The following is a 24431-nucleotide window of genomic DNA, read 5'->3' on the forward strand; positions in this document are numbered from 1 at the left end:
TTACCTCGCCTTTTCGCGATTAAGGAAAAGAAGAACACCATTTAGCATCATGATGAATACTAATAAAACGACACCTGTTGCGTACAACGCATTGGCGTGAATGCCACTTGCATAGGACATTTCAATTGCAATGTTAGCCGTTAGTGTACGTGCTGAATCTAAAATACCTTCTGGCATTGCCGGAGCATTACCCATCACCATGATAATCGCCATCGTTTCGCCTAATGCACGACCGATACCCAAAATCACACCTGTCATGATTCCTGAGCGAGCCGCCGGTACAAGCAGTTTAAAGATGGTAAAGATTTTTGAAGCGCCTAATGCTAGCGAGCCTTCTTTATACGTTCTCGGTACTGCGCGAATTGACGTTTCAGAGACCGTTATAACGGTTGGTAAAATCATCACACCTAGAACAATGATACCGGCTAGAATTGTGTTACCTGCTGGTACTTGGAAGATGTCTTGAATTAAAGGGACAATGATAACCAAGCCGAAGAAACCGTAAACAACCGAAGGGATGCCCGCCAACAATTCAACCGCAGGACGGATAATATCAGCTAGACGCTTGGGTGCGATCTCAGCAATGAATATCGCGGTTAAAACACCAATCGGTACACCAACTACAACTGCGCCTAATGTTGAAACAATAGAAGCAACAATCATAGTCGCAACGCCGTAAAGCGCTGGTGGTAACCAATTTTGGCCCAGAACAATGCCTGACACACCGACTTCACGGAATGCAGGGATACTCTCTTTAACAATGAAATAAGCAATAAGAGCTAAAGAAACGATACCGATAATGGCACTTGTTAAAAATAAACCGTGAAAAATTCGTTCTTTCCAATCAACACGTTTCTTTGTGCGAAGGCCAGACCGATTAACTTGAGTCGCTTGGGTATTCATAAGCTTTTCACTATTTGCGATGGTCATATACAAAATCTCATGCTTCAACCAGTAATAAAAAGACTGGTGAAGTGGATAAAAGGCTCAGCCCAAATACGGGCTGAGCAAACTTAATTCATTACGGGTCGATTAGTTAACTGAGATGTAGCCTTTGTTGTCAACTAGCTGTTGAGCTTCATCAGTAAGCATCCAATCTAGGAATTTTTGTGCTTCAGCTGTTGGCTGGCCTTGCTTGTAAAGTACAAGGAAAGGTCGAGCTACTTTGTAAGAGCCATTCTTCACGTTATCAACAGAAGCTTCTGTACCATCTACTGCAAGTGCGTTAACTGACTCGTCAACAGTACCTAGAGAAATGTAGCCGATTGCGTATGGGTTTGAAGCAACCATCGTTTTAAGTGCGCCGTTACCGTTAGCAACTTGAGCACGTTGAGAGATAGCCGATACTTTAATATCGTTAACTTTCATTTTAAGTTTCATGATGTCTTCGAATGCACCACGAGTACCAGAAGCTGTGTCACGAGTGATAGCAACGATTGGCTTGTCTGCGCCGCCAACATCTTTCCAGTTAGTGATGTCGCCTTTATAGATAGCGGTTACTTGCTCAGCCGTTAATCCATCAAGTTTGTTGTTAGGGTTAACAACAACTGCGATACCGTCACGAGCAACAACTTCTTCAACTAGCGTTGCTTCTTTTTCAGAGTCTTTTAGGTCACGAGAAGACATACCTAAATCAGCTGTACCATTTTTAGCAGCACGAACACCAGCAGAAGAGCCAGGGCCTTGAACTTCGATAAATACTTGATTGTTTGCCTTCATGTAAGTTTCAGAGAAAACTTCCATCAGTGGAGTAACGCTGCTAGAGCCTACAGCAGAGATTGTTTCTTTTGCAGAAACTGTAGTTACTGCCATTGCGCCTAGTAGTGCGATTGCACCGATAACTGTCTTTTTCATCACATTTCCTTAAGTGGCCGAATTGCCGTTGTGTTTTACTCGAACGATGCTCACTTTAGGCTTCAAATATGACAGTTGTGTTTCAGTTAATTTAAGCCTCTATGACAAAAGTGACTTTGCTGCAAAAATAACCAAGGCTAACTGTTTTGTTCATTTATCACCTACAACCTAATTCAAGACTGATGGTTAATTGCGCTAAGCCGATGAATATTAACAATTTTAGTTGCATATAAACTCGTCGCAAAAGGTATAACTTAGTAGAAGAAACGATTGATCTATTCGTCAAAGTTATTACAATCACAAACTCATTTACGCAAATGAGAATAATTTGCATTTAAAATATCGAGAGGATCTCAATGCGCCAGTTACTTAACGGCTTATCCATTAAGCTACAAGTAGTAGTACCGGTCATATTCACAATGTTTCTTTTACTCACAGGTATCATTTACAGCACCTCAAACCTAGAGAAAGAATTTAGTCTGGTATCTCTATCAACCGAAGAGTTAATTCTGCATAAAGATGAGTTAACAGACATCATAGACAACACCTATGCAATGCGGATCAGCGCCATATACAGTTTGTTTAAGCCAGAAGAAGTAAAGATACTTCCGAGTGTTTTACAGCAGAAAAGAGAATTAAACCAAGTGTTGCTGTCTTCTCTGGCAAGTGTTGAAGGGATGGAGAATGAAGCAAAAGCATTAAGTACTGCGATGGACGACTACATTAACCACTCGATTCATGTAATGATCCCGCTGCTTAATACCAAGCATAAAAATGAAAACCTCACTACTGACTTCGAAATAAAATACAACCGAGCGGCAGATGAATATCGTGACTTTGGCAAGCAAATGGTCAATGCCATTACTGCGCTATCCAATACACTCAATGAGCTTTCTCTTAAAAACGTAGAGACCAATGCTCAATCGCACGCCACAGTTCTCACTAATGCACTCATCGCCTTCTGTGTACTCGTTGTCTCATGTCTTATTGCTTGTTGGCTAATTGCCGGTGTCATTGTTAAACCGATACTCCAACTTCAATCAACAATGAAAGAAGTCGCGGGTGGCAACTTGTTGGTGAAAGCCAGTGAAGAAGGAGACAACGAAATTACGGCGTTGGCCAAAGATATAAACTCCACCGTATCTAAGCTTCATTACACTGTTGATTCGTTAGTCCGAATTAGCGTCGATGTAGCTTCTGCTTCCACTGAGCTCGCTGCGGTCATGACTCAATCAACGGTAAACTCTGATCAAGAAAAAAAAGAAGTAGAACAAGTCGCATCAGCCATTAACCAGCTAGAGAGCACATCAAGAGAAGTGGCAACCAATGCCAATATCGCTGACACCGCCTCTAACCAAGCGAACGAACTCGCGGTCACTAGCTTAACCATGTTTGAAGAGAGTAATAGAGCAAACGCTAAAATGGCGGATCAGTTGAGTGACGCAGCCCAAGTGGTTAATTCACTAAAGGATCAATCAGAACAAATTGGCAAAGTGATTGAAGTAATACAAAGTATTTCAGAACAAACTAATTTACTGGCACTGAATGCCGCAATAGAAGCAGCACGTGCAGGCGAGAGTGGCCGAGGATTTGCCGTTGTAGCAGACGAAGTACGAATGCTCGCCGCCAGAACTCAAGACTCGACCAAAGAGATTCAAGCGATCATTGAAGAGCTACAAACTCAATCTGGTATGGCGAATGAAAGTATGAATTCAAGCTTATCGATGCTGCAAAACAATCAGTCTTTGTCGGGACAAGTAAGTGCCGCATTAACTGAAATTTGTGAATCTATTTCCAAACTCACCACCATCAACTCTCAAGTGGCAACGGCATCAGAAGAGCAAGGGCAAGTCACCTCTGATATCAACTCGAATCTAGGTAATATCTATGAACTTGTTAGCCAAAATGTGATAGGGATTACCCAGTCGGCTTCGGCTAGCCAAGAGCTATCTGAACTGGCAGAGAAGCAAAGGCATCAGTTAGGTTACTTCAAAATTTAGAGCTTCTTGTATTATTAATGCTCTGTAAAAACAAAAACCGCCAACTCATAAGTTGGCGGTTTTATATTTGATTAAAAGTAACTCAAGTTACTCTTTATCCATTTGTTACTTGTCATCCGTTTTTATTCGTCATCCACTTTAGGGGCAACTTTCTTCTTAGGAATAAATACGGTGTCACCGACTGCAACATTGTTGTGGAAGCTCTTGTCACGCTTAACTGGTTTCTTAGGCGTTTTCTTCGCTTGTGGACGAGCTTTCTTAGGATCTTGCTTTCCGCCTCGGTAATCTTTCTTCGCAGGTTTCAACCCTTTGAACTTACCTTTCAAGCCTTCTAATACTGAGAAGCTAAGATCTTGTTGAAGATAGGTTTCTACACGTTTAAAGCTATCCCAATCTTTAGGTCCAACCAAAGAGATTGCATCACCTTTGCTACCCGCTCGACCAGTACGGCCCACACGGTGAACATATTCTTCAGTATGTTTTGGCATATCAAAGTTAATCACGTGCGTTACGTTAGCAATATCAAGTCCACGTGATGCTACATCAGTGGTAACGAGTATTTTAAACACAGCACGCTCAAACTGACTCATGATGGTGTTACGTTGAGGCTGAGTCAGGCTGCCACTTAGTGCGACAGCTTTAAGCTTTTGGTCATTCAACTTTGCCGTTAAACGTTCAGTATCTACTCGTGTTGCCGTGAATATAATAACCTGACGATATTTCGCTTCTTCAAGCACACGCTCCAGAATGGCTTCTTTATGATCTAAGTGATCACATAGATAAAACTTTTGAGTGATATCTTTATGCTCTTGGTTAGAAACACCAACAGAGATACGTTTTGGTGAATCAAGCATTTCAGAAGCGATTTCATTCACATCGGTATGCTCAAGCGTTGCTGAGAACATCAAGGTTTGACGTTTACGGTGCTTAGCTGCGTTGTGAATTTTTCGTAACTCTGGTGCAAAGCCTAGATCCAACATGCGATCAGCTTCATCAAGAACAAGTGTATCCAAACCATCTAAGATGAGTGAACGATGTTCTAAGTGATCCGCTAGACGCCCTGGTGTAGCAACGATAAATCGAGGGTAACGACGTAGAGCATTCACCTGATCATTGAAGTTTTCACCACCTAAGATCAACGTAGCCTCATAAGAAAGGCCACCCAGCATGGTTTTTAGCTCACCATAAACCTGCTTAGCAAGCTCACGTGTTGGGGCTAAGATAACACCACGTGGATCACGTGCTGAAAATGCTTTGCTCTTTAGTGATTTATGAAGCATTGGAAGCACAAACGCTAATGTTTTACCTGAACCTGTTTTCGACGACGCCAATAAATCCTTACCAGCAATAGCCACAGGAATGGCTTGCTGTTGGATTTCAGTCGCTTTTCTAAAATCGTAGTGGCTAAGGTTCTTTAATAAGCGATTGTCTAAACCTAAATCTTTAAAGTGCAAAGGACTCTCCAGTTAATAACTATATACTCCCAATAAGTGTTAATGCGTAAGGTTAGAAACACAAGGGAAAACAAAAACGCGACATAATACCGTGAAACAGGCAAGTATAGATAGAGATCACACAAAATTAATCACCCGATGTAAGATTAATTTCAGTGCGGATTAAAATACAGTGCGGGATAACGTCTATATTGGCATCATGCAACTTTTTATGAGCGTGGTCTGTCGAAAAATCAGACAGGCGTTATGCCATCCTCTGATGGAGGCAAGCCAGAATTACAGGCGTACTCAGACAATGCGACGAAAGAGCTCAATACTTGGCTTGAAAATAATGAAAGTGCTAAGGCGCTCAATATAGAAACGATCCTGCTTGCATCGAGTTCACTGATGGGAACGCAATCGAAGTTTGACTGTTTACGCTTTTGGTATGAAAAAATTAAGTAAACGAGCACTATGATTGAGAGCTAATGATGCTCTATATCATGCGTACTTGTCCATGCGGATTACTTGTCCCCACAATATCTTGCATAACATCAGCGCAGCAATAATAAATTCGAACGTAACAAACAAGTGAGAAGAGCCGTTGCTACCTGTTGCTGTCTCTATATTCATAATGAAAATGCCACTACTCAATAACAGCCAAACGAAGAGGTCGTTAACTCGAATCGATGAGAGTGCAAACATTGCGTATGAACCAATGGTAATTAAATAGATATACTGGTAAGGGTAGTTAAAGTAAGAAAACAAGGTGAAAGTACAAAGCCCAAGAACGATGTTACTTATGATCCTAGTACGGCGGATTTCCGTAAATAAAAGACGTTGATGGACACCAATATAGGAGATTTTTGTCATTAGAGCCAACAACAGTAAACCGGAAAAAAAATTCCAAGAGTTTGTGAATTTCATATCCCATAAATAATACACAAATGAGAGTAAGACGGAAAAGAATATAGACGCATGGCCCGAACGAAAGTTGTCTTTCGCAAATACGAAAAGAAAGCAGCCAAGAAAAATTAGGGTTTGTATAAGTAACCCTAAGCCACTAAATGCGATGTCTAGCACCGAAAGTGTCAGGGAACCTCCTATTGCTACGAAAAATCCCACTACAAAAGCTACGCCCCAACTATCCTTTTGATGACTCATTGCATTACCTTTAACTCCACTAGTTGCATATTTATAAGAGCTTAGTACAGGGTGTTATTTATGCAAATTAATTACGAGTCTTCATCACCAGTTTAACGAGAGCAACAGGGGTATGATTACGGTGTCTGATTAAAGTATGTCTAAGAAGGGTTCTACCAAATAGGGGGACAAGAGAGTTGGTTATAATGCGTAAACACAACTTAAAATAATGTAGAGCAGATACTTTGCTCGAATGATTAAGCCACAAAATGGCCATAGAGTTTCTTGCCGACCAACGACTTAACTTGAGTATGGACTTCCTACCTTCGGCAACTCGCTTTGACAGCTCTTTTTCCGAACAATTCCGGAGAAAAATGTCTCTTAAATGTGAGATAAATCCGTTTTTTTACGCTAATTACTTAAATTCTTGGCTTTTTTTGACGTTCTTAAACTAGGAGTTCTGTTAAATTGTTACTACAATTTACTTCGTCACTATATTGTTAAATAAATTTATAGGGCGAATCTTTGATACTGAACAATTTAAGGAATTCATATATGAACAAGATGTTAATCGCAGCTGCAGCCTCTTCAGTACTTTTACTTGCTGGTTGTGCATCAGGTCCAGACGAAGAAACTATGGCAAAAATGGATGACCTAAACAGCCAAGTAAGCCAACTTCAGCAAGATGTTAATTCACTGAAAAGTGAACATGCGATGCTAAAATCTGAAGCTCAAAAAGCGAAAAGTGCAGTGATGGCCGCTCAAGAAGAGTCTGCTCGCGCTAACGAGCGTATTGATAACATTGCTCAGTCTTACACTAAGTAAACCGCTCAATACCATTATATGACTTAAAAGGGCCTGTCTTTCGACAGGCCCTTTCATTTTGTACTTCATCTAAGGTGCAAACCTAAGAACAACGATTAATCAAAATGACCAGCGACGACTTCTACTGGCACACCATTTTGCGCTAAAACCGCAGCTCTTGCCTTGCTATCAGGAATATCAAACTCGTCTAACCACCAACTTAACTCTTGTGGCAACGTTAAAGCTTTTTTACTTCCATCATTTCGAGTTAATGGCTCATGTGCTTCTAAAAAAACACTTCGGTCAGGCTCAAGTGCGATTTTCACAGGCTCATCAATGATCGCAACTGGTACACCAACACTAACTTTCTCAAATAACCATTTAATGTCTTTTGGATCCATGCGTATACAACCTGAGCTAACACGAAGACCAATACCAAAGTTCTTATTCGTACCATGGATCAAGTAATCCCCCGCCCCATAAGCAAGACGAAGTGCGTACTCACCTAACGGATTCTCAGGGCCTGCAGGAACAACCGCAGGGAGTTCGATACCTTTTTCTAAGTACTCTTTTCGAATGGAAGCAGGCGGCGTCCAAGTAGGATTTGGTCGCATTTGGCTAATTCGAGTTTCCATCTCAGGAGTATCGCGGCCTATTTTTCCAATACCTACTGGGAATATATGAACAACATCCGACTCTGGCTCAAAATAGTAAAGGCGCAGCTCCGCTAAGTTGATCACTATGCCTTTGTAATCAACCTGCGGTAATATTATTTGAGATGGAATAGTTAATACATAGTCGGCTTGAGGCAAAAACGGGTCAACGCCCTTATTTGCAGCCATTAGAGACAAGAAGCCTACATCGTATTTCTTAGCGATATCAGCAAGACTTTCACCTTCATTAATCGCATGATATTGCGTTCGCCCCACAATACTACTGCCCTCTGAAGGCAAATTATAAGTTGCAGCAAATGTAGACGCACTCATGCAGCAAAGCGCCAGTAACCGATAGAGCATTAACTCATCCTTAATATCTTAATTAACCCGATGATAACTCATTCAGGTCATCGTTTCTTCCATGCTGTATGAAAGGGTTGCCTAATCCCAATTGCAACGAGCATTTAGTAAAAAGTTTCTGCGTACTTAAAACTCCCCCTTTGCAGCACCATCGATATTTCTATCATTATAGCTTGTTCTTTTTCTACCAGTACCTTCTCATCAAATCGATTGCCTTACCGCTTTCAACAGATTTTGTTATCAATGATCACTTTAGAGTTCCGTTCGAACAAATATGTGATGGACTTCTCAAGACACCTTATTATTACTCGCTAATATTGCCTCAACAGAATCAAAGCGATTCAACAAAATTGGTAATTTAGGATTTTCACTCCGTAAATACCGTCGCTAACTTTGGAGAATGACAATGGCTACCCCACATATTAATGCTCAACTAGGTGATTTCGCAGAAACCGTTTTAATGCCTGGTGACCCTCTACGTGCTAAATACATCGCTGAAACTTTCTTAGATGATGTAAAACAAGTATGTGACGTGCGCAATATGTTCGGCTACACAGGTACTTACAAAGGTAAAAAAGTCTCTGTAATGGGCCACGGTATGGGCATTCCATCATGCTGTATCTACGTTCACGAGTTGATCGCTGAGTTTGGCGTAAAAAATGTTATCCGTGTTGGTAGCTGTGGCGCTGTACGTGACGACGTTAAATTAATGGACGTTGTTATCGGTATGGGTGCTTCTACAGACTCAAAAGTGAACCGTATCCGCTTTAACAACCATGATTTCGCTGCAATTGCTGATTTCGGTCTTCTTGAAGAGTCAGTAAAGCAAGCTCGAATCCAAGACGTTCCAGTAAAAGTCGGTAATGTCTTCTCTGCAGACCTTTTCTACACACCAGAAGCTGACCTTTTCGGAAAAATGGAAAAACTAGGTATTCTTGGTGTTGATATGGAAGCGGCGGGTATCTATGGCGTAGCGGCTGACCTTGGTGCTAAAGCGCTAACTATCTTAACAGTTTCAGACCATATCATCCGTGGTGAGAAGCTAAGTTCAGAAGATCGTCAAAAATCATTCAACGACATGATGAAAGTCGCGCTAGAAACAGCAATTAACATCTAATTCATCAAATATTCGGCTATGGATTCATCTCTATAGCCGTTCAATACTCGAGGGGGTGATTGTGTCTGACGGCAAGCTACCAAAGGAAGCTGTAGGGTTACAACTCAACTTTTGTAAAACATTGGCGTGTGACAACTTTGGATTGAGCAACGCAGAACGTTATGTACTGCAACATACGAATCCTAAACGACCAGCGATGGTATGCCGTGAATGTGGCGCTTTCCCCCCCTTACTTAATAATCAAGAAGTTATTAACGAGCTTCAACGCCTTCAGCATCTTCACAGTGAAGGTTTACCGGCTTGTCGTAATGACGAGTGTCAAAATTTCGATCTCTCCGTTCATACTCATAAACACCTTTACCATGCATTTGGCTACAGCGGTGATCGTCAACGGTATCGTTGTAAATCATGCCAAACAACCTTTGTAGATAAGTGGTCTGGGGCGAACAAAAACCTCGCCTTTCAGGAAAACTTACTCGGTCTGCTATTTATGAGTTATTCGGTACGCGAGATATGCCGAAAGCTAGATATTAATCCTAAAACCTTTTACGATCATGTTGAACACATCGCAAGTCGTTGTCGTCGAAAGCTTGCCATGATTGACGCAAGATGGATGAAGCATGGTGAAAACTATCAACTTGCTTCGGATTACGTAGCACTTCAACCGAACAGCAATAATGGTGTATTTTGGATTGCAACGGGTGAGGCGAACACTGGCTATATTTTATGCCAGCACGTTAATTACTCTTCAACAGAGCAGGCCGAAGGATCAGTGGATCATGACCCCTACTCAATTCCTGCACGTTTTGTTTCTAAACAATACTCATCTGAAGTCAGTGGTGCCGCCACGACCAAAGAGCAATCTCTGCGTGGCCGTATTGACCAACAGTATCAGACGATACTAGCTAGGGGTAACGTTGAAGACCCAATGGGTAATTTAACTAATTTCAATTATCCATCGAAAGGCGCACTCATACGCCCACCTTATACTTCTTATGCGCACTACTTGCACATATTAGAGCTGTGTGACGATGACAAACGCCTCAGCTTATTCATGCCACAAGATCCTCTTCTTCGTTCTGCAGCGTTAAGTGTTTGTGTACCTCGCATAGCGAGTCAAAATGTTGACTTGATGTATGTAGAAGAAGATGCAGCATGGAAAAATGACGTTCCTTTTCAAAAAGTTGACATCGTACATATGGGATGGTGGAGAGACCGTTGGGCCATCGCTAATCAGGATAATGTGTCGAAAGGGATTTGCTACCTAGCCGGTGAAAAGACCGAACCAACTCATTGGTTGCAAACAGCTTCCATACAACATACCTCTTTTTATCAGCAACGTTTTCAAATCTTGTTTTCTAGCTTCATCAATGAGCCAAGAAGAAAACTCCGCCCGGGTGGTATCCTCCCAATGCTAGATATCTTCAGAGCTTGGCACAATTTATGCTATCAAGATAAGCAAGGGAAAACGGCAGCTCAAAACCTTGGTATTGCTGAGCTACCACTAACATTAAGAGACTTGCTCTCTTAAACATTAGCTTTTCCTGAGTGTGATTTTATAAAGTGACGTGAACTACACCGTAGTTTTCATCTTATAATGGTGAAGTAGTATATACTTGTGTAACTTAGTTAGTGCTAATTTACTAAGAAATATTATAATCTTTATAAAGGAACAGAGCCTCAAACTCATTAGGGATAAGTTAGATTTGGATAAAACTCAGCACCTTCTCGAAGTAGAAATTGAACAGCTGAAAGCTCGAGTCGAATCAGAGCCTGAAAAGGTTATGGTGGCCGCAGAACAGTGCCACATTCGAGCGACGCAAACACAGTTTCAAGAAGGTATCATACAAAGCCTGATCATTATGTCCCGGTGCTCTTGGTGTTTAATGGATTACAAGAAAGGGCTGAAGTTCATTAAAGAAGCCTTTAACTTTCAAAACACACTCGATACCGACGACTACCTTCCCGAAATTCTTCATATTCATGCCCTACAATTCTGGGGACAAGCTAAATACTACTCAGCTCAGCAATATTGGATTAACGCACTAGAACAAGCGACGTTAGTTGACGAAGTAGAAATACAGATCGAATGCCTAATCGGTCTTGGTAATGTTTGGCGTATTACCAATGAATATAAACTCGCTTGTTCGACCCATGAACTCGCAGTAAAAGTTGCAAACAACATGCGAGTCGATTGGTTAGAAGGCAAGGCTCGCATTCTCCTTGCATGGGATCTCTACCTACTCAATAATTTCATCGAAATGCTAACTGTGCTTGACGGGGCTGAAGAAGTCCTCAAGAACCATTTTGATAAAACCTGGAGTGCTGAAGTTTGGGACTTCAGAGGCCTTGCGTTACTTGGACTTGAACGTATTGAAGATGCCGAAATTGCCACAGGCAAAGCGCATGAACTCGCAATAAAGAATGATCTTGTTTGGATGAAAGCACACTCTTATATTAGCCGAGCACGTTTGGAGTTACTAAGAAATCATCCAGATAAAGCAACCCAGTTACTCATTGAAGCTGAAGCATCAGCCGTACAGTTTGACAATGGTGAGTTGCTATCACAGATTTGTTTCCAGCAATCTTTAGTTGCCGAACAACAAGATGATTTAAAGAGTGCATTTATTGCATTTAAAAAATACCGAAAGCATTCTCTTGAAATGCTTAGAGAACAAACAGCGCGAGTCGGCCTTGATAAGGCCCGAACATCAAAACGCCAACTTGAACAACGAGCTCGAAAACTCATTAACCGAATCCGTGGTCAGCATGAGTTTGATCCAGAGAAGCACCTAACCAATATGGTTTCTGAAACCTATTGGTGGGAACAGCTAGTTCTATTCAAAACTGAGTTAAAACGCTCTAATCATGCCATCATCATTATTCAGCATAATGAAAACGCCTATTTAGATGTTTGTACTCAAATCGCTCATTCACTGTGTAATCATCAAGACCTTCTTTCACGACTAAGTAGTGACCGAATTGCACTTTTGCTGAGTGATAAAGATGATATCGCCATTGAGGTGTTCCAAATTTTAGCAAAAATGATCGAAATATACCCTTGGAAACGAAAAGGGCTGAATAGCTGCCTACCTAAAGTTATCTTGCAAGATATACTCACCTTCCCGTTTACACTGGAGCAATTAGAAGAAAGCTTAGAAACGGAGGCACCGAATGGAGTTATTACTAAATAAGATTTCGGACTCCGGGCTTGATGCCTCCTCTGTCACAGGCGAAGAAGCGATCATTTTTTGGGGCCATGTCAGGCAACATATCGCGACGACTAATCAAGAGCGCGCTCAAACTTACATCATAAGCGCTGAATACCGTTCTGAGTTAAACCAATTTCAAGCGTGCATTGATGAGCTCCGCCTTGCTTTGGAGCAACTTCAGCTGCCTAACGATTCAGAAACCATTCTATCGGTCAAAAATAGTTTAAGTGAACACTTGGTTGACATAGGTGACTATTCCGGTGCATTAACAGAGTACACATCTTCATCGGCTATCGCAGTTGAGCACGGTTTTATTGATGAATATGCATTGTCTATCTTAGGCATGGGTAACTTGTGTGATGCTTATGGCGATCACAGCCGAGCATTACGCTATTACCAAAAAATTGATGGCATAGACCATGCGATTTCAAGTCGCTCGCTTCGACTTAGGTACAAGCTCTACATGTTGTCTTGCTTTATCGAGCTTGGACGAATCGCCGCTGCCAATGATTTGCTTAGAGAGTGTGAAGAACTCAGCATTTTGGTTAGTGACAAAATCCTTGCGGGGCAAATTCACCTTTACCAAGCCAAATTGCATCGTCAACAAGGTAACAGCGACGAGGCTTTGTTATCTATAGCTAACGTACAATACAGCGCTGGTAATATAAACTCTTCTTGGCTTTCTAGCATGGTTCGCCTTGAGCTAGCATACTGCTTAGGCGATGTGGGTAAATCTCCACTCGCTAAACTTGTGCTTCACAACGCGAGTAAGCGAATTCAACTAAATTCTAGTCCTATTTTATCGAAACACTTATTTGATACGTTAAGTGATATTTGTGAGATTCAAGGAGATTTTAAGCAAGCCCTTGCCTACCAAAAGAAAGGCTATCGAATTGAATCGGATTTGATGAAAAACGTCCCTATTACAGAGCTAGGAGCAAGCCAACTACGTCGACTATCTCGCTATGAATTGCAGTTAAAACTAATTCTATCTGAAATTGAAAATAGAGAATTAAAAGAGACAACTGAAAACCAAAAAAACACCGTTAAAAAACTTCAGCAAGATGTGTTTACCGACCCTCTAACAGCACTTCATAATCGCCGTTGGTTGGATGTAAAACTCAAAGATTTACTGTTGCACGAAACACCTTTCGCTTTAATGGTAATCGATATCGATCACTTCAAATCCATCAATGATGAACTTAGTCACTTGGTCGGAGACAAAGCTATCGTCAATGTGTCTCATGAACTATCCGCCTACTTCCGTTTTAGAGGTGCGTCATGTGTTCGTTTTGGTGGTGAAGAATTTCTGGTGATTTTAGAAAAGGCGACACTTGAGCAAGCCGAAATGCATGCAGAAAATTATCGAGAGCGAATCTTTCAGTTCGGTTGGCAAGATATTCTCGGCGAACGTGGACTAACGGTAAGTGTCGGCATTACTCTTCACCGTGAAGGAGAGAATACTCAACGTACCTTTTACCGAGCGGATAAGGCACTCTATCGCGCTAAAGCCAATGGACGAAACCAAGTCTGTACCGAGTAGCTAATCAGGAAAACTATTCCTAGTTAAAGAACCTAATCCGTAACTATAAATTTAAAGAAAGAACAGAGAAATACCAACAAGCGCAAATAATGTCCCAATAACACTTTGCTTGGTAATGGCTTCACGTCTAATGGCGTAGATAATCAATATGAACAGTGGACTCGTTGCAATGAGTGTTTGTGCAATCGCTGGATTAGCATGTTTTAATGCCACTTGTTGAAGCCATAACGCTAAAAATGTACCCACAAAAATAGCGCTAAATAGCCATAAAAAGGATCTATTCCCCATCGAGCGTAGATTCATCTTAATCGCCTTAAATGGCTTATCTTCGAACCAACAAATTATCAAAGCCACTGCAAGAACCCCAACAGCCAACCGAATCAATGCACCCAATAATGGTGGCAGATTTCCAGCGACCAAAGCGTAGTGAGAGATCACCACCCCACTTGCTTGGCACACACTTGCTAGTAATCCATAACCAATACCAGAACGAGACACCGGATTCGCATCATCGTTTGGCTGAAAGACGACCGATGCTACGGCAACAGTAGTAATGACCACTCCTAGCCACGCCTGCATTGAAATAACCGTCCCTAAAAATACCAGAGCCAACACACCAGATAGTGGCGGAGCTAGGGATTCAAGCAATAACGTCTTATTCGGCCCAATTCGTTTTAGCGCCGCGAAATAGGCAGAGTCACCAATCGCTATGCCAATCACGCCTGAAACAGCAAGCACAGCGATATAGGTTGGTGTTAAAGAGAAGTCTGGTACCGGAATCAACGGCAGAACTAACAACATCATTGCTGATGCGATAGTCCCTTTGACTATATTGAGCTGCATAGCAGAAAATTGATGGCTAAATTGACTGTAAATCCATGTCGCCACTGCCCATACCACTGCCGCAGATAACGCTGCTATTTCACCATAAAACATTCTTAACACCACTCCATTGGCTTATGGATTACTTTTCAAATTTCAAATTCAAACTATCATCAATTGAAATAAAAAAGGTGATTACTTCCACCCAAATTACTGATTTATCGCTATACATTTATATCGTTATTACATATCTTTTACATTATGTACTAACTAATTGCATACGTTAGCATTTTAGACACAAGGAAGTACCTATGTTTCTCGATTATTTGGCCCTTGGCATACTTATATTTGTCGCACTCGTTATCTTTTACGGCATCATTGTTATTCACGACATTCCCTACGAAATCGCAAAAGAGCGTGAACACCCTCATCAAGACGCTATCCATTACGCAGGTTGGGTCAGTCTCTTCACCTTACACACTATTTGGCCGTTCTTATGGATTTGGGCGACGTTATGGCGCAAAGAACGCGGTTGGGGATTTCAAAAGCTAGAAGCTGAGCAACATGATATTCATCACCGAGTGGATCAGCTTATTGATCAAGTTGAACAACTGAAAATTGAGGTCGCGAGTATGAAGATACAAAACCTCAATATAGACGCTGAACTTGCGTCTAATCCAGAGCAAAACAAGGAGGAAAAATAATGGATTTACTATTAATTCTAACGTACACCGCCTTCTGTATTGCGATTTTCAAAATTTTTAAGATTCCACTAAACAAGTGGACGGTACCCACAGCGGTACTCGGAGGTGTGGTTTTAATCGGCACACTGATCTTATTAATGAACTACAACCACCCGTTCACACAGGTCGGTAACCAAATATATTCAACAACACCTGTTGTATCCGGTGTACGCGGTCGAGTTGTTGAGGTACCTGTTGTACCAAACAAGCTGTTGAAACAAGGCGACATACTATTCAAAATTGACCCGATTCCGTTCGAAGCTGAAGTAGCAAAAATTCGCGCTAAGGTAAAAGAAGCGAGCCAAGGTGCTTTAGGGCTTGAGTCCGGAGTGAGTGAGGCTCAATCTGCTCGATTCAAAGCAGTGGCAGAACGAGATAAAGCACAACGTGAATACGATAGATATCAGCGAGGTTTCGACAAAGGGGCCTTTACAGAGCAACAACTTGATACACGACGCCAAGCTTTTAAAGCTAGCCAAGCTGCATTAGATGTTGCGGAGTCTCAAGTAGAGCAAGCCAAAATAGCATTAAACTCAGAAATAGGTGGAGAGAATACAGCCGTTGCAAGTTTATTGGCAGACCTTAGAAAAGCAGAGTTCAACCTAGAGCAAACCGTAGTTACAGCACCCACAGACGGCTACGCGACACAACTGGCACTACGTCCCGGTGTGATGGCCGTACCGTTACCATTAGCACCAGTCATGACATTTGTTCACTCAGAAGAGAAAATCTATACCGCCGCATTTCGTCAAAACTCCCTTCAGCGACTACAGTCTGGTCATGAAGCTGAGTTTTTATTTAGGGCACTGCCTGGACGTGTATTTAAAGGTGAAGTGATTGAAGTTCTACCAGCTATTGGTGAAGGTCAATTCCAAGCTCGTGGTGCACTGTTAGGAACAGAAGCTTTGCGTACCAATGGACGTGTGCTTGTTTCACTTCGAATTACCGATGATCTGTCTGACTATCATTTGCCATTAGGTACTGCGGTAGAAGTTGCTGTGTATTCTGATAGTTTCACTCACGTATCTATTATGCGTAAGATATTGATACGTATGAAGAGCTGGCAGAACTATTTATACTTAGATCATTAATTCTATACTTAGTTCACCAACGGTATAATTAGATAAGTAAGCATAACGTATCGCGAGCATCCATTGGGTGCTCGCTCACTTTAATGCTAAACAATGTTTTAAGGTGCCCCATTGAATACAAGTAAACTCTCTACTTCTGCCCTTGCAAAGCTTAAGAGCCTCGACTCTAAGCTTCTCTTCTCTGACCTACAAAAAGCGGGATATATTAATCGCTTTGAAGACAAATGGATTCTCACTCAAATCGGCGTTAAATTCGGTGGTGAATACCTAGAACACCCTAAATTCGGGGCTTATATTGTATGGCCAAAGAATTTACTAATCGATCTTGATAGCTATACAGGTGAGCCGCTCTCTTCGACAGATATTGGCGAGAAATTCCAACTCAGTGCAAAAAAAATCAACCAACTTCTCAGTGAGCTTGGGTGGATTGTAAAAACTAATCAGGGGTGGAGTGCCACTAGCTCGGGTGCTAATGTTGGAGCAATACAAAAACAGAACAAATCATCCGAGCAAAATTTTGTTTTATGGCATGACTCAATTGGAAAAAATAAACATTTAAAGCAATCAGTTATCGAGTTTCTTGGCCAAGATGCAGCAGAGCAATCAACCGACAAATCTATATTCAACTTTCGACAGAAGTTTGAAGCCAAACACCGAACTCTAGATGGGCACTATGTCTGTTCTATCGGTGAGCTTAGAATTGATAATTGGCTCTATATGAATGGTATACCCCACGCCTATCAACGTCAGTTACCTATTGAAGAAAACCTACTCAGTGATTTTTATCTACCGACAGGCAATGTCTACTTGCAGTATTGGGGTACAGATTTGGGCCGAACGGATGACAATACGATTAGCCAAACAAAAGCTCACTACGAACAGCACAAGTTTCATTTAATTGAACTCTTTCCAGAAGACAGTGGAAAACTGGATGAAGTACTCCCTAGGAAGCTCAGAGAGTTTGGTATCAAAGGCTATTAGCCTAAGTGACACTTTCTTCGAATCGGTGCTCCTTGCTTTGAACGTCCTAATACGTAATGATTAAAATGCAGAATATCAATAACAGAATTCGGAACAACAGGTACAATTAATGGCTAAAGACATCTTCTCCAACCTCGATCTTAACTTGCTGCGTACATTTATCATTCTTCACCAAGAGAAGAACATGCGTAAGGCTTCTGATCGTTTAGCTGTGTCTCAACCAACAATAAGTAAATCACTTCAAAAGCTTCGTGATCACTTCAACGATGAGCTTTTAGTGAGAACACAATATGGTCTTGAATCTACACCCTTTGCTGAGGATCTTGCAGAGTCTCTTTCTCCTCTGTTAGATAGCCTTTCACTCGTGGTTAACCGCTCTCAAGAGTTTAAACCAGAAGAACTCAACGGAACGTTAAAAGTGGCACTCTCTCCGTTTATCTTGAGTTCTATTTCTGCCGAGCTGTACCTCGCTATTCAGCAAGAAGCCCCTAATGTCGACATCCACTTACTCAATTGGTCTAAGAGCACGATTGAAGAGCTCAATAATGATGAGTTACACCTAGCAGTAAACTACGATATTCAACACGCGCCGAAAACATTGGCTCGGAAAAAACTCATCAAAGACAGCCTCAAAGTCTATTTACGAAAAGACCACCCTCACAAGGGAAATACGATAAATATCAAACCAGGATTTGAGTACTCTTTCGCATCCATCATAGTGCCAGATTGGAATTCTCATCAAGCAGTTGCCGAGAAAATAATGAAGGATAGAGGCATTACGCCTAGGATTGCTTTTCGCTCTGAATTGCCGTCTGCTATTGTCGATGTGGTTAGCCAATCCGATATGATATTTCCAGCATCGCGCCTATTTAATATTGATAAGTATCCACAACTTAGAAGCGTCGATGTGTTTTTAGATGACTTTTCAATCGAGCCTGATATTTATGCTTATTATCGAAGTAAAAACCGCAATGATGCGACGGTACAGTGGTTAACTCGGCTGATCAAGCAGACAATTGATGGTTGATAATTGCTGATGCTAGAGAGCATCAGCAATTGTTTAACTATGGGGATCGTTAACGGTTGGAAGAGTATTTAGCAGCCGCTGCTTCTTCTTTCGGTACAACAGTCTTCCCAATCGGCGCTAGCGAGATAAGTGCGAGCTTTAAGTGCTGAAGCGCAAAAGGAATACCAATGATGGTAATAAAGCATGCTACGGCTGACAAAATATGACCAATAGCAAGCCAAACGCCAGCTAACAGAAACCAAATAATATTGCCAACGAGCCCAAAAGGGCCAGTACCAATGTCATTTTGGCTGGTAAGCTCGTCTCTAGCTATCGCTTCTTGCCCAAACGGAAAGAACGAGAAATTACCCATAACAAAGCACGCACGTCCCCACGGAATACCGATAATGCTGATGAAAGCTAACAAGCCAAACATCCACCACATCAGGCCCATAAACACACCACCAAACAAAAACCAGATTATATTACCTATCGTACGCATAACTACCTCTATTAAAAAACACGCTCATAATGTTCAACTGTTGGAAAAGGTTCATAAAAATGATGCAACAGTGCTTTCCAATTCTGATACTGTTCAGACTCTCTAAATCCCTTCGTGTGTGCTTCTAATGAAGCCCAGTTCACGATTAAAATATAACGATGTTTATTTTCAATACAACGCTGTAGCTGATGATTTATATATCCGTCCATACTTGAAATGATCGTCTGTGCTTTTGAAAAAGCAGGTTCAAACTCATTAACAAGCTCTGGCTTTATATCCAATATAGCGACTTCCGTTATCATAGTTTTCGAAACCTTAACTCAACATGAACCATATAATTAAAATGCTTGCCAAACGGCCGTCGCACCACTGACTGAGCATAGTAACAGTGCTCCAATTCGTATTTTTTCTTTAGGCAAAGTCTGTGTCGTCGCCATCGCAAGTTTATAACCCAACCAAGAAGCAGGAATAAGCGGAATGGTTATCCATAAATGATGCGTATTCAGAAAGCCCGCTGGGATTTGAATGATTAAAGATATCAACGAACTAAATACAAAAAATGCAGATAAATTACCACGTAATTGATTCGCTTCTTGATGCTGTAGTAATAACGCCATCGGAGGACCGCCAATGCCAGAGCTTGTGCCAAAGAAACCAGAAAAGAAGCCAGCGGCACACATACGCGTTGGAGTCGGTTCAATACGATACGGTAGTAAGCTTACCCCTACGGCAAACAGTACTAAGAACCCCAGCCAAAGCGCTAACAATTCAGTCGAAACCATAACAAGTAGAAAACCACCAGCAATCGAACCGGGAACTCGCCCTATCAGCGCCATTTTTAAGCCACCAATAGATACATTTGCTCTATGTTTCATTGCATTTAAAATCGAGATATACAGCGCCACCAAACAAATAGGGGCAGGAACATAATCTGGGGAAATGAGAAACAGTAGCGGCGCGGCAACAATAGCTAGCCCAAAACCAATAGCGGTTTGAACAAAAGAGCCTAGAAAAATGAGAAACATTGCAATTAGAGCGGGGGGGGTTATCCATTCAGCCACGACACGATTCCTTACATCTTGATGTCAGGCCCCATCATAGTCTATCTATTTGAAAATAGAATGGCTAAATAAAACAAATTCTCAACAAATAAGCCAACATCATGTTGGCTTATTTACATCAGTTCCAAGTGTTGTAACGCTACTTTATTTAGCTCGACACTTATTCATCCAAATTATCAGCATAGCCTTTCGGAGGTGGCGTCCAACCTCGCTCCGCTCTTGAGTGTTTATCGCTTCTATCTACTTTCATCTCTTCTGCCATAAATTGCTCCAAATGCATAAACAGATCACGGTAGTTATTATCAAAACGTTCGCCTTCAGAATCGTCTTCCCAAGCTGTATACAACAGATCTGATTTTTTCTTTTCAACTCGTTTATACGTTACCTTCTGCTGTTCAATGTAGAAGGGATGTAGCCCCATCACTTTCATCACATGCCCACCGGTTTCTAACGATGAATGGTAAGTCTCTAATTCGATATAGTCTGCACCCGCTTGGCGTAAGCGGTAACCATGACCACGGTCGAAGGCACGAGCAATAACAGAAACATGCGGATAGCTGTGCTTCACGTACTTAACCAATTCCACACTGCTTTCTTGATTATCTAATCCAATAACAATGGCTTTAGCTTCTTCAATACCTGCGGTATGCAGCAAATCAGGGCGCGTCGCATCCCCATAATAGGCTTGAGTGCCAATTCTTCGCACTACATCGACCTGATTAGCCTGATGATCCAAAACGACAGTCTTAATGCCATTTGCCACCAATAGTCGATTTACAATCTGTCCAAATCGGCCAATTCCAACAATAATGACCGAGCCAGAATCGTCGATATGATCCGCTTCCCGATCATTGGATTTCTCTTCAAACCGAGGAAGGATGACTTTATCAAATAGAATGAATAAGCCCGGTGTTAAGAACATCGATATTGCCACAACCAAAGAGAGCGTTTGCGCTATTTCAATCGGCACAACATGGTTTTGTACCGAGAAGCCAAGTAACACAAAACCAAACTCCCCTGCTTGTGCCAAGCTCAACGCAAATAACCAGCGATCACTGCCTTTCACTTTGAAAATAAGCGCTAAAATAAAGAGCACAGCACCTTTAAGCAGCATAACGCCAATGGTTAACGCCATGATGATGAAGAACTGATCAAACAGCGTTGAAAACTGAATCCCCGCTCCTACGGTAATGAAAAACAAACCTAGCAACAGCCCTTTAAAGGGATCGATGTTCGATTCAAGTTCATGCCTAAACTCACTATTGGCAAGAACTACGCCAGCTAAAAACGTGCCTAACGCAGGAGATAACCCAACGAGACTCATTAGTGCGGCAATGCCGACCACCAACATCAAAGCTGTTGCGGTAAATATCTCACGCAATCCTGAGCTAGCAACAAAGCGAAACAGAGGTCGGCTTAAAAAATGTCCACCAACCACAACGACAGCAATCGAGGCCATGATAACTAAACCATAAGCCCAGCCGGGAAGGCCGACGACTAGGCTCAACTCTTCATGGTGCTGCGATGCATCAACGGCTGCGTTTTGTGCTTTCTCAACGAGATCCGGCAGAGCAAGAAGTGGAATAAATGCGAGCATTGGTATAACTGCAATATCTTGAAATAACAACACAGAAAAGGCATTTTGGCCCCCTTCTGTTTTATTCAGTCCTTTCTCATTAAAGGTTTGCAACACTATCGCAGTAGAAGATAAAGCAAAGATCAAACCTATGGTTAAAGCTAAGCTCCAGACAAAGCCAAATATTAAAGCGATTCCCATTACAGCCGCAGTAGTGCCCACAACCTGCAAACCACCTAGCCCCATTAATCGGTTTCGCATCGCCCAGAGCATTTTTGGTTCAAGCTCTAAACCCACCAAAAACAGCATCATTACCACACCAAACTCAGCAAAGTGCTGAATCGTTGTCGTCTCTTCTCCAACAAGCCCGATAACAGGACCAATAATAACCCCTGCGATGAGGTAGCCTAAAACTGAACCTAAGCCTAGTCGTTTCGCGATAGGAACAGCGATAACTGCCGCAGCTAAGTAGATGAAAGCTTGTAAAAATAGGCCTGTCATTTCACTCCTCCTTCAATCAACTCATCCAAGATATGCGTCAGCTTTTCGGCATTGGCCGCTTTTTCTAAATCCAATGTATTCTCGACTAATGCAGTCAGTAGAGAAGACCAAAGATCCACATGATCATTAATTCGATTCTCTTCTAATGCAGTACGTGAACCGAACAGAGCGAAAGGCGCGATATAATTCATCCCTGTTAATGTGGCCGTTTGTTCTAGTGGTTGAAGTAGCTGGCGAATCGTAAAGTGGTTATAACCCTCACTTTGGTACGCGTCTTCTTTTCCGCCCGCAGTGATCGCGCATAAAAAGGTTTTCCCCTCTAATGCGTTACCTTCATGGCCATATGCAAAACCGTACTCCAGCACTAAATCTTGCCACTCTTTTAAAATGGCAGGGGTCGAATACCAGTAAAGTGGAAATTGAAAAATAACCACTTCATGATCTAATAAGCGCTGCTGCTCGCTATCGATATTGATGTCAAAAGTTGGGTAAAGGCCATAGAGATCAACAGCGGTAACATTTGGAATTGAGCATGCTTTTTCAAATAATAACTGATTCACTTCAGATCTGTGCTGCGACGGGTGCGCATACAGTACCAACACCTTTTTCTTCTCCATACGGCCTCTTTAACCATCAATTAAATAAATGACTTATTGTTAAATTATTACCACGTCTCGCTAGATACACAATGTTTTCGTGCTGATAATGTTTTCATTGCTAATATAAACAAAAAGCCCATCAGTCAGTATGATGGGCTTTCTAGTTAATTAGAGTTTTTCTTAAAAGGACTGATCTAGTATTGAGCGGCTAGTCTCGCCACAGGCTTATCATTGATCGGTAAATGAATCAAAGCAGCAACAAAAGCTAAGACAACCGTCGACCACCAAATCGGGTCATAAGAACCATAATAGTCATAGATGAGGCCCCCAACCCAAGCGCCTAAAAAGCTTCCCACCTGGTGAGTAAAGAAGACTAGCCCATATAACGTTGAAAGATAACGAGCCCCAAATATCTGTCGAACTAAGCCTGACGTCAGAGGGACTGTACCTAGCCAACAAAAACCGATGGCTGCACCAAATATAGCCGCTGTATGCTCGGTGACAGGAAGCGTCACAAACGCACCAATCACAAGCGTTCTCATAAAATACAGAGCAGACATAACATGACGTTTATTGTACCTGTCGCCCATCACGCCCCAAAAGTAAGAACCAAATATATTAAATATACCGACATACGCCAACGCCATTGCTGCGCTTGATGCGGGTAGGTTTTTATCGGCTAAATAGCTTGGTAAATGTGTCGCGATAAACATGACATGGAATCCACACACGAAGAAACCAGCATGGATAAGCCAATAACCTTTATGTGCAAATGCCTCGCTTAGTGCTTGTTTTAACGTTTGAGGATCATCTCGATTTTGCTGTGCTAGCTCAGAAGGCTTTGCTGTTTTCATAAACATTGCAAAGGCTATCATTGCGGTACAAAGCAGCGCGAACGCCTGCATTGCACCTTGCCAATCAAAATGCGTCATCAACGTTTGAGCACCAGGGATCATGGCGAACATACCAAATGATCCTGCCGCCGTTGTTAATCCAAACGCTTTAGCTGCATGTTTAGCAGGAACAACTTTAGCGACCGCCCCTAATACAATCACATAACTCGTTGCGCTTAATCCTAAACCGACAAAAACACCAAGTGATAAATAGAGCATACTCGGTTCGACTGCGATAGAAGTTAAGAACAAGCCTATCGCGTAGGAAATTGCTCCTAAAACAATGATGCGTTTTGCGCCCCATTTATCGGCAGCCATACCAACAAAAGGCTGGAACACACCAAACATTAAGTTCTGTAGTGCTATAGCAAAACTAAAAAACTCTCGACCTGTGCCAAAGTAATCTGAAATCGGCATCATAAAAATGCCAAAAGACTGTCTAATTCCAAGACAAATAATTAAAACGCCAATCCCTAGCCAAACTAAAAGTGGAAACCGAAAAATACTCATACAATGTTATTCGCAAATGTGTTG

At 41.8% G+C, this 24431-nt stretch carries 23 protein-coding genes; 11 read left to right on the forward strand and 12 right to left on the reverse strand.

Features of this window, described 5'->3' with window-relative positions; genetic code table 11:
- Positions 1-930, reverse strand: a complete 930-nt coding sequence (gene pstC / locus L4D20_RS20710; RefSeq protein WP_428803491.1) for a phosphate ABC transporter permease subunit PstC — start codon at positions 928-930, stop codon at positions 1-3.
- Positions 931-1032: 102 nt separating this feature from the next.
- Entirely contained in the window at positions 1033-1854 is an 822-nt protein-coding gene (locus L4D20_RS20715; protein ID WP_428803492.1) for a phosphate ABC transporter substrate-binding protein, read from the reverse strand.
- A gap of 356 nt (positions 1855-2210) precedes the next feature.
- On the opposite strand from L4D20_RS20715, the gene L4D20_RS20720 reads away from it, so the two are divergent.
- Positions 2211-3854 carry a methyl-accepting chemotaxis protein gene (locus L4D20_RS20720; protein ID WP_428803493.1) on the forward strand — a complete coding sequence of 548 codons (1644 nt, stop codon included), beginning with the start codon at positions 2211-2213 and terminating at the stop codon, positions 3852-3854.
- A gap of 122 nt (positions 3855-3976) precedes the next feature.
- Here L4D20_RS20720 and L4D20_RS20725 read toward each other — a convergent pair whose 3' ends face one another.
- The gene (locus tag L4D20_RS20725) at positions 3977-5308 is read right to left on the reverse strand and encodes a DEAD/DEAH box helicase (protein ID WP_428803494.1); all 1332 of its coding nucleotides are present in this window, start codon (positions 5306-5308) and stop codon (positions 3977-3979) included.
- A gap of 246 nt (positions 5309-5554) precedes the next feature.
- Here L4D20_RS20725 and L4D20_RS20730 point away from each other — a divergent pair, with 246 nt between their 5' ends.
- Positions 5555-5752, forward strand: coding sequence for a hypothetical protein (locus L4D20_RS20730; protein ID WP_428803495.1), 198 nt, complete (start codon positions 5555-5557; stop codon positions 5750-5752).
- 36 nt (positions 5753-5788) lie between these two features.
- On the opposite strand, the gene L4D20_RS20735 is transcribed toward L4D20_RS20730, so the two are convergent.
- Entirely contained in the window at positions 5789-6451 is a 663-nt protein-coding gene (locus tag L4D20_RS20735; RefSeq protein ID WP_428803496.1) for a hypothetical protein, read from the reverse strand.
- A gap of 534 nt (positions 6452-6985) precedes the next feature.
- On the opposite strand from L4D20_RS20735, the gene L4D20_RS20740 reads away from it, so the two are divergent.
- Entirely contained in the window at positions 6986-7255 is a 270-nt protein-coding gene (locus L4D20_RS20740; RefSeq protein ID WP_428803497.1) for an Lpp/OprI family alanine-zipper lipoprotein, read from the forward strand.
- Between the two features lie 95 nt (positions 7256-7350).
- Here L4D20_RS20740 and L4D20_RS20745 read toward each other — a convergent pair whose 3' ends face one another.
- Positions 7351-8250 (reverse strand): L,D-transpeptidase family protein, encoded by a 900-nt coding sequence (locus tag L4D20_RS20745; protein ID WP_428803498.1) that lies wholly within the window; start codon positions 8248-8250, stop codon positions 7351-7353.
- Between the two features lie 406 nt (positions 8251-8656).
- On the opposite strand from L4D20_RS20745, the gene deoD reads away from it, so the two are divergent.
- The 4 genes from deoD (at position 8657) to L4D20_RS20765 (ending at position 14122) form a co-directional block, all read left to right on the forward strand.
- Positions 8657-9367, forward strand: coding sequence for a purine-nucleoside phosphorylase (deoD, locus tag L4D20_RS20750; protein WP_428803499.1), 711 nt, complete (start codon positions 8657-8659; stop codon positions 9365-9367).
- Positions 9368-9428: 61 nt separating this feature from the next.
- Positions 9429-10898, forward strand: coding sequence for a transposase (locus L4D20_RS20755; RefSeq protein ID WP_428803500.1), 1470 nt, complete (start codon positions 9429-9431; stop codon positions 10896-10898).
- Positions 10899-11073: 175 nt separating this feature from the next.
- Positions 11074-12561, forward strand: coding sequence for a hypothetical protein (locus tag L4D20_RS20760; RefSeq protein ID WP_428803501.1), 1488 nt, complete (start codon positions 11074-11076; stop codon positions 12559-12561).
- Positions 12542-14122 (forward strand): diguanylate cyclase, encoded by a 1581-nt coding sequence (locus L4D20_RS20765; protein WP_428803502.1) that lies wholly within the window; start codon positions 12542-12544, stop codon positions 14120-14122. Before L4D20_RS20760 ends, L4D20_RS20765 begins: the two co-directional genes overlap by 20 nt.
- Before the next feature lie 51 nt (positions 14123-14173).
- Here the strand turns inward: L4D20_RS20765 and L4D20_RS20770 are convergent, their stop codons facing one another.
- The gene (locus L4D20_RS20770; RefSeq protein WP_428803503.1) at positions 14174-15058 is read right to left on the reverse strand and encodes a DMT family transporter; all 885 of its coding nucleotides are present in this window, start codon (positions 15056-15058) and stop codon (positions 14174-14176) included.
- A 197-nt stretch (positions 15059-15255) separates the two neighbouring features.
- Here L4D20_RS20770 and L4D20_RS20775 point away from each other — a divergent pair, with 197 nt between their 5' ends.
- From L4D20_RS20775 to L4D20_RS20790, 4 genes are all read left to right on the forward strand, one after another.
- Positions 15256-15648, forward strand: a complete 393-nt coding sequence (locus L4D20_RS20775; RefSeq protein ID WP_428803504.1) for a DUF3302 domain-containing protein — start codon at positions 15256-15258, stop codon at positions 15646-15648.
- A complete protein-coding gene (locus tag L4D20_RS20780; RefSeq protein WP_428803505.1) occupies positions 15648-16778 on the forward strand; it encodes an HlyD family secretion protein in 1131 nt (376 codons plus the stop codon). Before L4D20_RS20775 ends, L4D20_RS20780 begins: the two co-directional genes overlap by 1 nt.
- A gap of 111 nt (positions 16779-16889) precedes the next feature.
- Positions 16890-17759 (forward strand): glycerol kinase, encoded by an 870-nt coding sequence (locus L4D20_RS20785; protein ID WP_428803506.1) that lies wholly within the window; start codon positions 16890-16892, stop codon positions 17757-17759.
- Between the two features lie 109 nt (positions 17760-17868).
- Entirely contained in the window at positions 17869-18786 is a 918-nt protein-coding gene (locus tag L4D20_RS20790) for a LysR family transcriptional regulator (protein WP_428803507.1), read from the forward strand.
- Between the two features lie 49 nt (positions 18787-18835).
- Here L4D20_RS20790 and L4D20_RS20795 read toward each other — a convergent pair whose 3' ends face one another.
- From L4D20_RS20795 to L4D20_RS20820, 6 genes are all read right to left on the reverse strand, one after another.
- On the reverse strand, positions 18836-19267 hold the full coding sequence (locus L4D20_RS20795) for a YccF domain-containing protein (protein WP_428803508.1): 432 nt from the start codon (positions 19265-19267) through the stop codon (positions 18836-18838).
- A gap of 11 nt (positions 19268-19278) precedes the next feature.
- Positions 19279-19569, reverse strand: a complete 291-nt coding sequence (locus tag L4D20_RS20800) for an antibiotic biosynthesis monooxygenase family protein (protein WP_428803509.1) — start codon at positions 19567-19569, stop codon at positions 19279-19281.
- A 36-nt stretch (positions 19570-19605) separates the two neighbouring features.
- Positions 19606-20292 carry a sulfite exporter TauE/SafE family protein gene (locus L4D20_RS20805; RefSeq protein ID WP_428803550.1) on the reverse strand — a complete coding sequence of 229 codons (687 nt, stop codon included), beginning with the start codon at positions 20290-20292 and terminating at the stop codon, positions 19606-19608.
- Between the two features lie 196 nt (positions 20293-20488).
- On the reverse strand, positions 20489-22405 hold the full coding sequence (locus tag L4D20_RS20810; protein WP_428803510.1) for a monovalent cation:proton antiporter-2 (CPA2) family protein: 1917 nt from the start codon (positions 22403-22405) through the stop codon (positions 20489-20491).
- On the reverse strand, positions 22402-23022 hold the full coding sequence (locus L4D20_RS20815; RefSeq protein ID WP_428803511.1) for an NAD(P)H-dependent oxidoreductase: 621 nt from the start codon (positions 23020-23022) through the stop codon (positions 22402-22404). Before L4D20_RS20815 ends, L4D20_RS20810 begins: the two co-directional genes overlap by 4 nt.
- A 176-nt stretch (positions 23023-23198) precedes the next feature.
- Positions 23199-24407: an MFS transporter gene (locus L4D20_RS20820; protein ID WP_428803512.1), complete on the reverse strand. Its 1209-nt coding sequence runs from the start codon at positions 24405-24407 to the stop codon at positions 23199-23201.
- Positions 24408-24431 lie beyond the last annotated feature (24 nt).

It is taken from the genome of Vibrio kyushuensis (genome assembly GCF_050337325.1).
GTDB lineage: Bacteria > Pseudomonadota > Gammaproteobacteria > Enterobacterales > Vibrionaceae > Vibrio > Vibrio kyushuensis.